The following is a 13,139-nucleotide window of genomic DNA, read 5'->3' as shown; positions in this document are numbered from 1 at the left end:
GGGCTCGTCAGATGCACGAAGAAGTGCGCGGCGAGTACAGAACGGGTGGACTGATCACATGGGACGGGTCACCGAACGCCGTCGCGTCGTCCGGATCCGCGGCGGCGTAGCCGGGGCCCGGCCGGACACGCTGGTCGCGGAGGAGCCGCTGGAGATACGGCTGAACGGCAAGCCGCTGGCCATCACGATGCGCACCCCGGGCGACGACTTCGCCCTGGCGGTGGGTTTCCTGGTGAGCGAGGGCGTGGTGGGCTCCGCGGCGGACGTACGGGCCGTGACCTACTGCGAGGGGGCGGCGGAGGACGGCACGAACACCTACAACGTCGTCAACGTGCAGCTCGGAGCCGGGGTTCCGGTGCCGGACATCACGCTGGAGCGCAACGTCTACACCACCTCCTCCTGCGGGCTGTGCGGGAAGGCCAGCCTGGACGCGGTACGTACGGCGAGCCGTTTCCCGGGGATCGCCGCCGACCCGGTACGGGTGTCCGCGGAGCTCCTCGGGGAGTTGCCGGACCGGCTGCGGGCGGCGCAGAAGGTCTTCGACCGTACGGGCGGGCTGCACGCGGCCGCGCTGTTCTCGGCGGCGGGCGAGCTGCTCGACGTACGGGAGGACGTGGGCCGGCACAACGCGGTGGACAAGATCGTCGGCCGGGCCCTGCAGGCCGGGCGGCTCCCGCTGACGGGGGCGGTCCTGCTGGTTTCGAGCCGGGCTTCCTTCGAGCTCGCCCAGAAGGCGGTGATGGCGGGCATACCGATCCTGGCGGCGGTCTCCGCGCCGTCCTCGCTGGCGGTGGACCTGGCGCTGGAGACGGGGCTCACACTGGTCGGCTTCCTGCGGGGGCAGGACATGAACATCTACGCGGGCGAGCAGCGGATCGCCCTGCCGGGAGGGACGGCCTAACCGCGGCGCCCGCGCCGGGACGTGGACCGGGCCGCGGACCGGGCCGCGGCCGGCTTCGGGACCGGGGGGTCGATCCGGTGCAGGTCCAGGGTCGGCGGGAGCGGGGTGGCACCGGGGCCGCCGGACTCGGCCCAGGCGATGATCTCGTCGGTCGCCGTGTCGTCCAGGGCCCAGCCGAACCACACCGCGCGGGCGCCCCGGCGGCGGGCCTCGGTGGTGGGCTGCACCACGATGACGTTGGCCTGCGCGCACGGCCCGAGGCAGTCGGTCGTACGGACGGCCAGACGTCCGCCGGAGGCCGCGGCGGCCTCGCTCAGCCGGGCCAGTTGGCCGGCGTGGTCGGTGCCGGGGTTCTTGCGGGGGTCGCCGCAGCAGCAGCCGCGGCAGACCACCAGGGTGCAGGGGCGTTCGGCGTGGGCGCCGAGCGGGCGTATCCAGGTCACCGCCGCACGTTACCGGGCCTGCGAGCTGGGGTGTTGCCCGGTCGGCGAGACCTCCGCCACACGGGCGGCGGGTAGTTCGGCGCCGGGCTCGGCCACGGGGTCCTGCGCGCGCCGGCGGGCCAGGACGGCGCACACCATCAGCTGCATCTGGTGGAACAGCATCAGGGGCAGCACGGCGAGGCCCGCATGGGCGCCGAACAGCACGCTGGCCATGGGCAGTCCGGCGGCCAGGCTCTTCTTCGACCCCGCGAACTGGATGGCGATGCGGTCCTCGCGGCCGAACCCGAGGCGCTTCGCCCCGTACCAGGTGGCCGCCAGCATGACGGCCAGGACGACGGCCTCCACCGCCAGCAGGACGCCGAGGCGCGGGACGCTGACCTGGTGCCAGATCTCCGCGACCATGCCCGCACTGAAGGCGGTGTAGACGACGAGCAGGATCGAGCCGCGGTCCACGCGGCCGAGCGTCTTCTTGTTGCGGACCAGGAGGGCGCCGACCCACGGGCGCAGCAGCTGGCCGAGGAGGAAGGGCGCCAGCAGTTGGAGGACGATCTTGAGGAGGGAGCCCGGGGAGAAGCCCCCCGCGCTGTTGCCGAGCAGGCCGGCCGCGAGGAGGGGGGTGAGGAAGATGCCGGCGAGGCTGGAGAAGGAGCCCGCGCAGATCGCGGCGGGGACGTTGCCGCGGGCGATGGACGTGAAGGCGATGGAGGACTGGACGGTCGAGGGGACCAGGCAGAGGAAGAGCAGGCCGCTGTAGAGCGGGGGCGACAGCAGGGTGGGCACGAGGCCGCGGGCGGCCAGGCCGAGGAGGGGGAAGAGGACGAAGGTGCAGGCGAGGACGGTGACGTGCAGCCGCCAGTGGCGCAGCCCGTCGAGGGCCTCGCGGGTGGAGAGCCGGGCGCCGTAGAGGAAGAACAGCAGGGCCACGGCCGCGGTGGAGGCGGCTTCGGCGACGGAGGCGGCCGCGCCGCGGGCCGGAACCAGGGCGGCGACGGCGACGGTGGCGAGCAGGCCCAGGATGAACGGGTCCGCTGGGAGCCGGGCGGGGAGGTGCGGGCGGCGCATGGGCGGGGTGCTCACTTGCGGTGTCGGGCGGGGGCGGGGCCCGCGGGGGGCGGACGGGCGGGCTCCTTCGATGGTCGGTGGTGGACGGTGATCGGGAAACCCGCACACCGCACTGACTGTCATCACGGAACACGATGACCGCACCTACGATGGGCGGTGTGTACGACCCCGCACAGCTGCGCACCTTCCTCACCGTGGCCCAGACCCTGAGTTTCACGCAGGCCGCCGGGCGCCTCGGCGTACGCCAGTCCACGGTCAGCCAGCACGTCCGGCGACTGGAGGAGGCGACGGGCCGGACACTGTTCGCCCGCGACACCCACAGCGTGGAGCTGACCGAGGACGGTGAAGCCCTGCTGGGCTTCGCCCGCTCGATCCTGGAGGCGCACGAGCGGGCGGCGGCCTTCTTCACCGGGAAGCGGATCAGGGGGCGGCTGCGCTTCGGGGCCTCGGAGGACTTCGTGCTGACCCGGCTGCCGGAGATCCTGGAGCGCTTCCGCCACGAACACCCCGAGGTGGAGCTCGAACTGTCGGTGGAGCTGTCGGGAACGCTGCACGAGCGGCTCGACGCCGGCCGCCTCGACCTGGTGCTGGCCAAGCGCCGCGGGCGGGGCGACGAGCGCGGCCGGCTGGTGTGGCGCGACCGCATGGTGTGGATCGGTGCGGAGGGGCTGCGGGTGGACCCCGACCGGCCGGTTCCGCTGATCGTCTTCCCGCCGCCCGGGATCACCCGGGCCCGCGCGCTGGACGTCCTGCAGGCCGACGGGCGCCCGTGGCGGATCGCGTGCACCAGCGGCAGCCTGAGCGGCCTGATCGCGGCGGCCCGCGCGGGCCTGGGGGTGATGGCCCACACCCGGGGCCTGATCCCGCCGGGCCTGGTGCGGGTGGCCGGGCTTCCGGACCTCGGGACGGTGGAGTTCGCGCTGCTGCAAGGGGAGCGCCGCCCGACGGCGGCCTCGGAGGCGCTGGCGGCGGCGATCCTCGCGGGCGGCGACCGTCTCAGCAGGCCCGCATGACCCGAAGGACCCGCCCGCCACGCACTCCCTCGCAGGTCACGGCCCGGACGCTGCGCGGGGGGATCTTGTGGAGGTTTCCGCAACGCCCCCGGCGGGCCGGGTCGGTGGGGTAGCGTCACCGCGCTGCGCGGAGAGGAGCGGGGCCTTGCGCGAGATCACCGTCCCACCGGTCGTCACGGGCGCGCCCGTGGGCGGTCTGGCCGACGTCGTCTTCCTGCACGCCTTGGAGGACCCCGGCCGGGTGGTACTCGGCCAAAAGGCCGACGGGGTGTGGCAGGACGTGACTTCCGGTGAGCTGGCCGCCGAGGTGCTGGCCCTCGCCAAGGGGCTGCTGGCCCACGGCATCGGCTTCGGCGACCGGGTCGCCGTGATGTCCCGTACCCGCTACGAGTGGACCCTCTTCGACTTCGCCCTCTGGGCGATCGGCGCCCAGCCGGTCCCGGTCTACCCCACCTCCTCCGCCGAGCAGGTGCACTGGATCCTGTACGACTCCGGGTGCACGGCCTGCGTGGTCGAGAACGAGGACCAGGCCATGACCGTCGGGTCGGTGATCGAGCGGCTGCCGAACCTGCGCAGGCTCTGGCAGCTCGACTCGGGCGCGGTGGACGGGCTCGTCGAGGACGGGCGCGGGGTGTCCGAGGACGTGGTGCACCGCCATCGCGGGGCCGTCACCCCCGACGCCATCGCCACCGTCATCTACACCTCGGGCACCACCGGCCGGCCCAAGGGCTGTGTGCTGACGCACGGCAATTTCATGTACGAGGCCGACACGATGGTGGCCCGCTGGGAGTCCGTCTTCCAGGCGGGGCCGGGCGAGCAGCCTTCCACCCTGCTCTTCCTGCCCCTGGCCCACGTCTTCGGGCGCATGGTGGAGGTGGCCGCCGTCCGGGCGCGGGTGAAGCTGGGGCACCAGCCCGTCCTGTCGGCGGCGGAGTTGCTGCCGGACCTGGCGGCGTTCCGGCCGACCTTCGTGCTGGGGGTCCCGTACGTCTTCGAGAAGGTGTTCGCGGCTGCCCGCCGCAAGGCCGAGGCGGAGGGGCGGACCGGCCCCTTCGACCGGGCGGTGGAGACGGCCGTACGGTACGCGGAGGCGCGCGAGCAGAAGGCGTTCGGCCTCGGGCCCGGCCCCTCGGCCAAACTCCGCATGGAGCACCAGCTGTTCGAGAAGCTGGTGTACGGGAAGGTCCGCGACGCGATGGGCGGCCGGGTGCGGCACGCGATGTCCGGCGGGTCCGCGATGTCGCGCCGGCTGGGGCTGTTCTTCGACGGCGCGGGGATCACGGTGTTCGAGGGCTACGGACTGACCGAGTCGTGCGCGGCGGCCACCGCGAACCCGCCCGGGGCCACGAAGTACGGAACCGTCGGACGGCCGATCCCCGGCAGTACGGTGCACATCGCCGACGACGGGGAGGTGTGGCTGCACGGCGGGCACGTGTTCTCGGGGTACCTCAACGACCCCCGCTCCACGGAGGAGGTGCTGCGCGGCGGCTGGCTGGCGACGGGGGACCTGGGGCGGCTGGACGAGGACGGCTACCTCACCATCACCGGGCGCAAGAAGGAGATCCTGGTGACCTCCAACGGCAAGAGCGTCTCGCCGACCGCCTTGGAGGAGCGGGTGCGGTCGCATCCCCTGGTGTCCCAGTGCGTGCTCGTGGGCAACGACCGGCCGTTCATCGCGGCCCTGATCACCCTGGACATGGAGGGGATAGCGCACTGGATGGCGATGCGGGGCCGCCCGCAGCTGCCGGCCTCGGACCTGGTGCACGACGCCGATCTCGCGACGGAGATCCGCCGGGCGGTGGTGGCCGCGAACACGCTGGTCTCCCAGGCCGAGGCGATTCGCACCTTCCGGGTGCTGGCCGAGCAGTTCACCGAGGAACGCGGCCTGCTGACGCCGTCGTTGAAGCTGAAGCGACGGGCCATCGAGAAGACGTACGCGAAGGAGGTGGCGGCCCTGTACGCGCCCTGATCCGCCGACCGCAGATCACAATCTGACGGACCGTCACTTCACCCTGTCAGTCGTATTGACGGGGCGTCAGGTCACGCACAGAATGCGGGGATTCCGACCGGAGGGGATCCCACACATGTTGCGACCGATCCGCACCCTGGCCGCCGCGGCAGCGGCCCTCGCGCTCGTCTCCGCCTGTAACTCCGCCTCCGGGAGCAGCTCCCCCTCGAAGGACGGCGACTCCCGCGGGGTGAGCGCCGATTCCGTCAAGGTCGGCGGGATCGTGTCGATGACCAGCGCCAGCGGCTACAGCAAGAAGGACACCGACCTCGGAGCCAAGGCCCGGTACCTGAGAGCCAACGCCGAGGGCGGCGTCAACGGACGGAAGATCGACTACATCGGAGCCGAGGACGACGGGCAGGACCCCGCCAAGAACCTCGCCGCCGCCCGCAAGCTGGTCCAGCAGGACAAGGTCTTCGCGGTCTCCCCCATGAGCTCGGTCACCTTCTCCGGCGCCGACTTCCTGGAACAGGAGAAGGTGCCCACCTTCGGCTGGGGCACGCTGCCCTCCTTCTGCGGGCCCAAGTACATCTACGGCTTCAACGGCTGCCTCGTCCCCACCCCCGGCGGCACCATCAACCAGACCTGGCCGGAGGGCATCGGCCAACTCCTCGGCGGGGCCCGGGGCAAGTCGGTGGCGATCATCGCCAACGACAGCGACGCCGGAAAGTTCGGCGTGCGCACCTTCCAACAGGGCTTCACCAGCGCCGGGTTCAAGGTCTCGTACGCCAAGGCCGCCGTCCCCGGCACCGCCGTGCCGAGCGACTGGTCGGCGTACGTGAAGGAGATCCTCGACAGCAACGACGGCAAGGCACCGGACGCCGTCGTCTCGGTCATGCAGACCCCCAACAACATCGGACTGTTCACCGCGCTCAAGCGCAGCGGCTACCAGGGGCTGCTCTCCGACCCGACCGACTACGACCCCGGGCTGCTCGCCAAGGACGCCACCAAGCAGGCCCTGGACGGGGTGCGCGTCCTGCTGCAGTTCCAGCCGTTCGAGTCGACCGACCCGAAAATGGCGCAGTTCAAAGCCGACATCAAGGCCGCCGCGGGCGGTCAGGAAGTGCCCCTCAACATGCACATGTTGACCGGATACATGTCGGCGGACCTCTTCGTGTCCATCGCGCGGAAGGCCGGGAAGAACCTGACCGTCGAGTCCTTCCAGGCCGCCGCGCAGGGCTTCTCCGACACCGGCACGCTCGTGGGCGACCGGGCCGAGCCCAAGGGGCAGAAGGACAGCTTCGGCTGCGGGGCGCTCGTCCAGCTGAAGAACGGGGCGTACGAGGTCTCCGTACCGTTCCAGTGCCACGAGCCGATCCCCTTCAAGTAGGGGTGCGGGCATGGGAGATCTGCTCGCCGTCGTACTGAGCGGTCTGGTGTCCGGCGCCCTGTACGCACTGCTCGCCTCCGGGCTGGTGCTGTCGTACTCCGCGTCCGGGCTGTTCAACTTCGCGCACGGGGCCACCGCCTACCTGGGTGCGCTCACCTTCTACGAACTGCACTCCGGGCTGGGGTGGCCGGCCGTCCCGGCGGCGCTGCTGGTGGTGTGCGTACTGGCCCCCGGGCTCGGATGGGCCCTGGACCGGCTGATGTTTCGGCGCCTCGCCCGCGTCGGCGAGACGGCACAGATCGTGGCCACCATCGGACTGTTGGTGGCGCTGCCCGCGGCCGGGCTGTGGGCGGTCGAGCTGCTCACGGACGCGGGCGCTCCCATGAAACCGGCCGAGAACCAGTTCGGCCTGCCGGGCGTGGGCCCGAGCCCGGCGAAGGCCTGGCAGCCCCTGGACGGTGTCGGCATCGACTCCGACCAGCTGATCACCTGGGTGGTGACGGCCGCGGTGGCGGTGGCCCTGTGGGTGCTGATGCGGCACACCCGGCTCGGGCTGCTGCTGCGGGCCGCCGTCGACAACCGCCCGCTCACCGAACTGCGCGGGATCAGCGCCGACCGGCTGTCGTCGGTGGCGTGGATGATCGCGTCGGGGCTGGCGGGTCTGGCGGGGGTGCTCGCGACGCCGCTGCTGGGACTGTCGGCGCACGACTTCACGCTGTTCCTGTTCGTGTCGGCCACGGCGGCGGTCATCGGGCGGTTCGCGTCCGTGCCGCTCGCCTTCGCGGGCGGGCTCGGGCTCGGAGTGCTGCAGAACCTGGCCGTCGGGTACGCGCACTTCGCCGACGGCATCACGGGCTTCCGCACGGCGGTGCCGTTCCTGATCCTGTTCGCGGGGCTGCTGGTGCTGACCCGGCGGGCGCGGACCGCCGGGACGGCCGCCGCGGACGCGCCCTCGGTGGACCACCTCGCCGGGGCGACCTGGGCGCGGCGGTGGGGGGTGTGGGCCGGCGCGGCGGTGCTCTTGGGCACGTCGTTCTACACGGTGACCACCCCGTTCTGGAGCGGGCTCCTCGCGCAAGGGCTCGCGCTGGCCCTGGTGTTCATGTCCTTCACGGTGGTGACCGGGCTCGGGGCGATGGTGTCGCTGGCCCAGGGCACGTTCGTCACCGGGGCCGCGCTGGTGGCGGGGCTGCTGATGAGCCGGGGCTGGCCGTTCGTGGCGGCGGCCGCGGTGGGCACGTGCGTGGCGGCCGTGCTCGGGGCGCTCGTCGCGCTGCCCGCGCTGCGGCTCGGCGGGCGCTCGCTGGCACTGGCCACCCTCGCGCTGGCGTTCCTGGCCGACCAGGTGCTCTTCCAGATGCGGTGGCTGCGCAACGGCGACTCCGGCTGGTCGGTCCCGCGGCCGGTGTTCGGGCCGGTGGACCTGTCCGACGACCGGGCCCTCGGGGTGGCGCTGGTGGTACTGGTCGCCGTGGTGGCCGCGGGGCTGAGCGCGCTGCGGAACTCGCCGACCGGGCGGGCGATGCTGGCCGTGCGGTCGGCTCCGGCCGCGGCGATGGCCAGCGGGGTGTCGGTGCTGCGTACGAAGCTGCTGCTGTTCACGCTGTCGGCGGGGCTGGCCGGGTTCGGGGGCGTGATGTACGCGTCGTACAACACCCGCATCACGGCGACGGACTTCACGGCGATGACGGGGCTGGTGTGGCTGGCGGTGGTCGTGGCGGCGGGTGTGCGCAGGCCGCAGTACGCGGCCGTGGCCGGGTTGGTGTTCGCGCTCGCCCCGCGCGTCCTGTCCGACTACGTGACCTCGTCGGCGCACCTGCCGGTGATCCTGTTCGGCCTGGCGGGCCTGGCCCTGGCCAATGACCCCGACGGCTACTGCGCGGCCGTTCCGGTGCGGTTGGCCAAGCGGCGCGCCGCCGCTTCCCGGGGCTCCACCCCGGACCCCGCGCCTCCAACGCCGGCGAGGCCGGATCCGCCCCGGCCAGCGCTGAAATCGCCCGCCCCCGTCGTACCCGCGCTCGAGCTGCGCAGCGTCACCGCCGGGTACGACGGGGGGCTCGTGCTGCACGGGGTGGATCTCATCGTCCGCAGAGGGGAGATCCTCGCCGTGCTCGGGCCCAACGGAGCCGGCAAGAGCACCGCCTGCCGGGTCGCCGCCGGGCTGCTGCCCGTCACCGGCGGGGCCGTCCGCGTAGGCGGGAGGGACATGACCGCCGACGGGGCCGTGCGCCGGGCCCGCAGCGGGGTGCTGCTGGCCCCTGAGGGCCGCGGGATCTTCCCCGCGCTCAGCATCGAGGAGAATCTGGCCCTGTACCTGAAGGACACCGCCGAACGGGACGCCGTCTACGCCCGGTTCCCCCGGCTGCGCGAGCGCCGCGGCGTTGCCGCCGGCGCCTTGTCCGGCGGAGAGCAGCAACTGCTGTCCCTGGCCCCGCTGTTGCAGCGGCCACCCGAGGTGCTGATCGCCGACGAGCCCTCGCTCGGCCTCGCACCCCGCGTGGTGGAAGAGGTGTACGCGCTGCTCACCGAACTCCGCGACGCCGGGACCGCGCTGCTGCTGGTGGAGGAGAAGGCCGCCGAGATCCTCGGGATCGCCGACACCGTCGCCTACCTCGCGCAGGGCCGGGTCTCCTGGTGCGGCCCGCGCGCCGAGGTGGAGGAGGACCGGCTCACCGAGGCCTACCTGGGGATCGCCACATGACGACGCCGTACGTGCTGCAGGGCAGCGGGATCAGTGTCCGGTTCGGCGGCGTCACAGCGCTGTCGGGGGTCGACCTCGGGATCCGGGCCGGCGAGGTGTGCGGGCTGATCGGGCCGAACGGGGCCGGGAAGACCACGCTGTTCGACGTCCTGTCCGGGATCCGGCGGCCGGACCGGGGGCGGATGCTGCTCGACGGGGCCGACATCACCCGCCGCTCCCCCGTGTGGCGGGCCCGGCACGGGATGCGCCGGACCTTCCAGCGCCAGCAGCTCTTCGGGCAGCTGAGCGTGGCCGACAACGTGCTCGTCGCGCAGGAGTGGCGCGGCGGCGGGGGCGGTCTCGCGGCCGATCTGCTCTCCTCCCCGGCCCGGCGCCGCCGCGAGCACGAACGCCGCGAGCGCGGTGAACGGGTACTGGAGTCGTGCGGCATCGGCCCGCTCGGCGCGGCGTACGCCGGCGGGCTGCCCGTCGGCCAGGCCCGGATGGTGGAGCTGGCCCGCGCCGTGGCCGATCCGCCGCGCGTGCTGCTGCTGGACGAGCCCGCCTCCGGCATGTCGGCCCCCGAGCGGGAGCGGCTCGCGACGGTGGTTCGGCGGCTGGCCGCGGAGGAGGGCTGCGCGGTGCTGCTGGTCGAGCACAACGTCGCCTTCGTGATGGACCTGTGCACGCGCGTGGTCGTACTGGACCTCGGTACGGTGCTGGCCGAGGGCACGGCCGCCGAGGTGCGGGCCGATCCCCTCGTACGGGAGGCCTATCTCGGGGCCTGAACCCCGCCCCTTGGGGGGCCGTCCGCCTGGCGGGAATACCCCGTCCGGACGTCCGGTTGTCGCCGGTCGTGGGGAGATCCACAGACGACCGGCGCCAGCCCGCCCAGAACCGAGGAACGAGCCAGACGTGAACCAGGTCCCGACCATCAAGCTCAACAACGGCACGCTCATGCCCCAGCTCGGCTACGGCGTCTGGCAGATCCCTGACGCCGAGGCCGAGCGGGCCGTCACGACCGCGCTGGAGGCGGGCTACCGCAGCATCGACACGGCGGCCGTCTACCGCAACGAGGAGGGCACCGGCAAGGCCATCGCGGGTGCCGGGGTGCCGCGCGAGGAGCTGTTCGTCACCACCAAGCTGTGGAACGGCCCGTCCGAGACCTGGGGCCGCGACAACGTGCTGCGCGAGTTCGACACCTCGCTCGCGAAGCTGGGCCTGGACCACGTCGACCTGTACCTGATCCACTGGCCGCGCCCGATGCGCGAGGACTTCCTCGCCATCTGGAAGACCTTCGAGGAGATCGCGGCGAGCGGCCGCGCGAAGGCCGTCGGCGTGTCGAACTTCCGCCCGGCCGACCTGGAGCGGCTCGGCGCCGAGAGCTCCCTGGTCCCGGCCGTGAACCAGATCGAGCTGCACCCGCTCTTCCCGCAGACCGAGCTGCGCGAGGCGCACGCGCGCCTGGGCATCGCCACCGAGGCCTGGTCGCCGCTCGGCCAGGGCAAGGAGCTGCTGACGCTCCCCGCCGTCGCCGACATCGCCGCCAAGCACGGCCGCTCCGCCGCACAGGTGGTGCTGCGCTGGCACCTCCAGCACGGCAACGTCGTGATCCCGAAGTCCGCGACCCCGTCCCGGATCCGGGAGAACCTGGACGTCTTCGGCTTCGAGCTGGACGCCGCCGACATCGCCGCGCTGGACGCCCTGGGCGCCGGCTCCGCGGGCCGCCGGATCGGGCCCGATCCCACCGTCTTCGACGCCTGAGCGGCCGCCGTGCAGGCTCCTGACGGCGTCTTCCGGGTCCGTAATGTCGCTGACGGCCTACTGCTCCAGGTGGAGGGCGGCAACCGGGTGTGCGTCGGCCCCGACGGCGCGCCCCCTGCCGCCCGGCAGTGGGAGATCTCGCCGGTGCACAGCGGCGGCGGCCTCTTCCACCTGGTCAGCGTCCACAACGGCAAGCGGCTCGACGTCGCGAACGCCTCGACCGAGAGCGGCGCCCGCGTCCAGGTGTGGCGGGCGAACGCCTTCGGCGCGCAGGAGTGGATCGTCGAGGAACACCTCGACGATCCCGGGGTGGTCTCGCTGATCGCCGCGATCAGCGGCCTGCCACTGGAGGCGGACGCACAGGGCCAGGCCCGCCAGTGCGAGGACACCGACTCCCCGGCGCAGTGGTGGCGCCTGGAGCCGGTCGCGGACCCCCCGGCCGTCTGACCGGCCGGTCCGGTCCCGGGCCCCGTGCGGAGCGGTCAGTCGCGTACGAAGCTCCGCAGCCGGTACGTCGGCTCCGCGCGCGGGACTTCCTGGTCGGGCAGCAGCTCCAGCCGGTCCGCCAGCTCCCGCGGGGTGATCCCGCGGGGCATGACCCGGGAGGCGTACTGCCCGGCCAGCAGCGCGGCCGCGGCGGCGCGCGGGGAGCGGCCCTGGCCGTGGCCGCGGAAGCCGGCCTCGCCGGCGGGACGCAGGCCCGCGGCGGCCGCGTAGCCGGTCACGGCCTCGGTGGAGTCGGCCGGGGTGGGCGTCAGGTGCGGATCGAGCACCGCGTCGATGTCGCTGCCGACGTCATGCGCGGAGTCCTTGTCCACGGTGGTGACGAAGACCCCGCCGGGCCGCAGTGCCCGCCCGGCCTCGGCGATGACGGCCCGCACCACGCCGGGCTCCCGCAGCAGGTGCAGCAGCCACACCGCGCTCACGGCGTCCACCGACCCCGTCCGCACCGGCAGCCGGGTGCCGGAGGCGAGCACCACCGGGATCCCGCGGGCCGAGGCCATCGCGGCCATCCCGTACGAGGCGTCCGCGCCCAGGACCCGCAGCCCCGGGCGGCCCGACGCCAGCCGGGTGGTGACAATGCCGGTGCCGCAGCCGAGGTCGAGCAGGCTGCGGGTGGCGGCGGGGAGCAGGTCGAGGACCGCGGCCGCCGCGGCCTCGGCGCGCGGGGCGCCGCCGCGCGTGGCGTCGTAGGCCTCGGCCTCGGCGTCGTAGTCGAGCAGGGTACGGAGTCTCGCCATCAGGCGGCGCCGTGGGCCGGGGCGAGGCCTTCGACGCGCTGGGCCAGTTCGAAGTCCTTCTCGGTCACCGCGCCGCCAGCGTCGTGGCTGTTGACCGACAGACGGACCGTGTTGTAGCCGAGGGTGAGGTCGGAGTGGTGGTTCAACTCCTCCTGCACGGCGGCGATATGGCTGACCAGCGCGCTCGCCGCGAAGTGCGTGCCCAGCCGGTAGGTGCGCAGGATGTGGTCGTCCTCGAAGGCCCAGCCGGGGAGTTCCCGCAACCGGTCCTCGATCTCCTTCTGTGACAGCGGCTCACTCGGCATGCACCGGCTCCTCTTCCCCGTGACGTGGGGTCAAGATTGCCACAGTGCACGCCGGAGGGAGCCTTTCGCGCCATAGTGCGCCCGGGTACTCCTGCGCAACTTCCCTGCCGACCGCGCCACCCCTATGCTCCTGCGCCTGACACGACTGTTACCAGCGGTAACCAGGGGGCATCGCCATGGCGGGCACGGAAACCGACCCGGGGTCGGGCACCAGCACAGGCACAGGCACCGGTAACTCCAGGCGTACCTTCATCGCGGGCGCGGCCGCCGTCGGGGAGATCACCGGGCTGCCCCCCGCCGTCTCGCTGGAGCAGCGGCGGTCCGCCCCGGGGGCCCGGTCCTCCGTCGGCACGGTGACGACGCTCTCCAACTCGCTGCGCCTGCTCTTCTCC

Annotated in this window: 13 protein-coding genes; 9 read left to right on the top strand and 4 right to left on the bottom strand. The window is 73.1% G+C overall.

The window, feature by feature from the left end:
* The first annotated feature begins 58 nt into the window (after positions 1 to 58).
* Positions 59 to 901 (top strand): formate dehydrogenase accessory sulfurtransferase FdhD, encoded by an 843-nt coding sequence (gene fdhD, locus ACFWBF_RS13690; RefSeq protein ID WP_385600006.1) that lies wholly within the window; start codon positions 59 to 61, stop codon positions 899 to 901.
* On the opposite strand, the gene ACFWBF_RS13685 is transcribed toward fdhD, so the two are convergent.
* Together ACFWBF_RS13685 and ACFWBF_RS13680 are read right to left on the bottom strand one after the other, a co-directional pair.
* Positions 898 to 1,344, bottom strand: coding sequence for a (2Fe-2S) ferredoxin domain-containing protein (locus ACFWBF_RS13685; protein WP_385600003.1), 447 nt, complete (start codon positions 1,342 to 1,344; stop codon positions 898 to 900). The two genes, fdhD and ACFWBF_RS13685, sit on opposite strands and share 4 nt — an antisense overlap.
* 9 nt (positions 1,345 to 1,353) lie before the next feature.
* On the bottom strand, positions 1,354 to 2,406 hold the full coding sequence (locus tag ACFWBF_RS13680) for a bile acid:sodium symporter family protein (RefSeq protein ID WP_385600200.1): 1,053 nt from the start codon (positions 2,404 to 2,406) through the stop codon (positions 1,354 to 1,356).
* Between the two features lie 158 nt (positions 2,407 to 2,564).
* Between ACFWBF_RS13680 and ACFWBF_RS13675 the strand changes: the two genes are divergently transcribed.
* The 7 genes from ACFWBF_RS13675 (at position 2,565) to ACFWBF_RS13645 (ending at position 11,648) form a co-directional block, all read left to right on the top strand.
* Positions 2,565 to 3,419, top strand: coding sequence for a LysR substrate-binding domain-containing protein (locus ACFWBF_RS13675; protein ID WP_385600000.1), 855 nt, complete (start codon positions 2,565 to 2,567; stop codon positions 3,417 to 3,419).
* Between the two features lie 145 nt (positions 3,420 to 3,564).
* Positions 3,565 to 5,388, top strand: a complete 1,824-nt coding sequence (locus ACFWBF_RS13670; RefSeq protein WP_385599997.1) for an AMP-dependent synthetase/ligase — start codon at positions 3,565 to 3,567, stop codon at positions 5,386 to 5,388.
* A 115-nt stretch (positions 5,389 to 5,503) separates the two neighbouring features.
* Complete coding sequence (locus ACFWBF_RS13665; RefSeq protein WP_385599995.1) at positions 5,504 to 6,757, top strand: ABC transporter substrate-binding protein; 1,254 nt, start codon at positions 5,504 to 5,506, stop codon at positions 6,755 to 6,757.
* A 10-nt stretch (positions 6,758 to 6,767) separates the two neighbouring features.
* Positions 6,768 to 9,458 (top strand): ATP-binding cassette domain-containing protein, encoded by a 2,691-nt coding sequence (locus ACFWBF_RS13660; RefSeq protein ID WP_385599992.1) that lies wholly within the window; start codon positions 6,768 to 6,770, stop codon positions 9,456 to 9,458.
* Positions 9,455 to 10,225, top strand: a complete 771-nt coding sequence (locus ACFWBF_RS13655; protein WP_385599990.1) for an ABC transporter ATP-binding protein — start codon at positions 9,455 to 9,457, stop codon at positions 10,223 to 10,225. Before ACFWBF_RS13660 ends, ACFWBF_RS13655 begins: the two co-directional genes overlap by 4 nt.
* Positions 10,226 to 10,352: 127 nt before the next feature.
* Positions 10,353 to 11,201 (top strand): aldo/keto reductase, encoded by an 849-nt coding sequence (locus ACFWBF_RS13650; protein ID WP_385599987.1) that lies wholly within the window; start codon positions 10,353 to 10,355, stop codon positions 11,199 to 11,201.
* 9 nt (positions 11,202 to 11,210) lie between these two features.
* Positions 11,211 to 11,648, top strand: a complete 438-nt coding sequence (locus ACFWBF_RS13645) for an RICIN domain-containing protein (RefSeq protein ID WP_385599984.1) — start codon at positions 11,211 to 11,213, stop codon at positions 11,646 to 11,648.
* A gap of 35 nt (positions 11,649 to 11,683) precedes the next feature.
* On the opposite strand, the gene ACFWBF_RS13640 is transcribed toward ACFWBF_RS13645, so the two are convergent.
* Positions 11,684 to 12,424, bottom strand: a complete 741-nt coding sequence (locus tag ACFWBF_RS13640) for a class I SAM-dependent methyltransferase (RefSeq protein WP_385600198.1) — start codon at positions 12,422 to 12,424, stop codon at positions 11,684 to 11,686.
* Between the two features lie 17 nt (positions 12,425 to 12,441).
* Complete coding sequence (locus ACFWBF_RS13635) at positions 12,442 to 12,747, bottom strand: 4a-hydroxytetrahydrobiopterin dehydratase (protein ID WP_385599981.1); 306 nt, start codon at positions 12,745 to 12,747, stop codon at positions 12,442 to 12,444.
* A 176-nt stretch (positions 12,748 to 12,923) separates the two neighbouring features.
* Here ACFWBF_RS13635 and ACFWBF_RS13630 point away from each other — a divergent pair.
* Positions 12,924 to 13,139 (top strand): hypothetical protein (locus tag ACFWBF_RS13630; protein WP_385599978.1); only part of this gene is annotated, 216 nt, incomplete at its 3' end.

It is taken from the genome of Streptomyces sp. NPDC060028 (assembly GCF_042736725.1).
Classification (GTDB): Bacteria; Actinomycetota; Actinomycetes; order Streptomycetales; family Streptomycetaceae; genus Streptomyces.
This window is presented reverse-complemented; position numbering and strand designations above follow the sequence as displayed.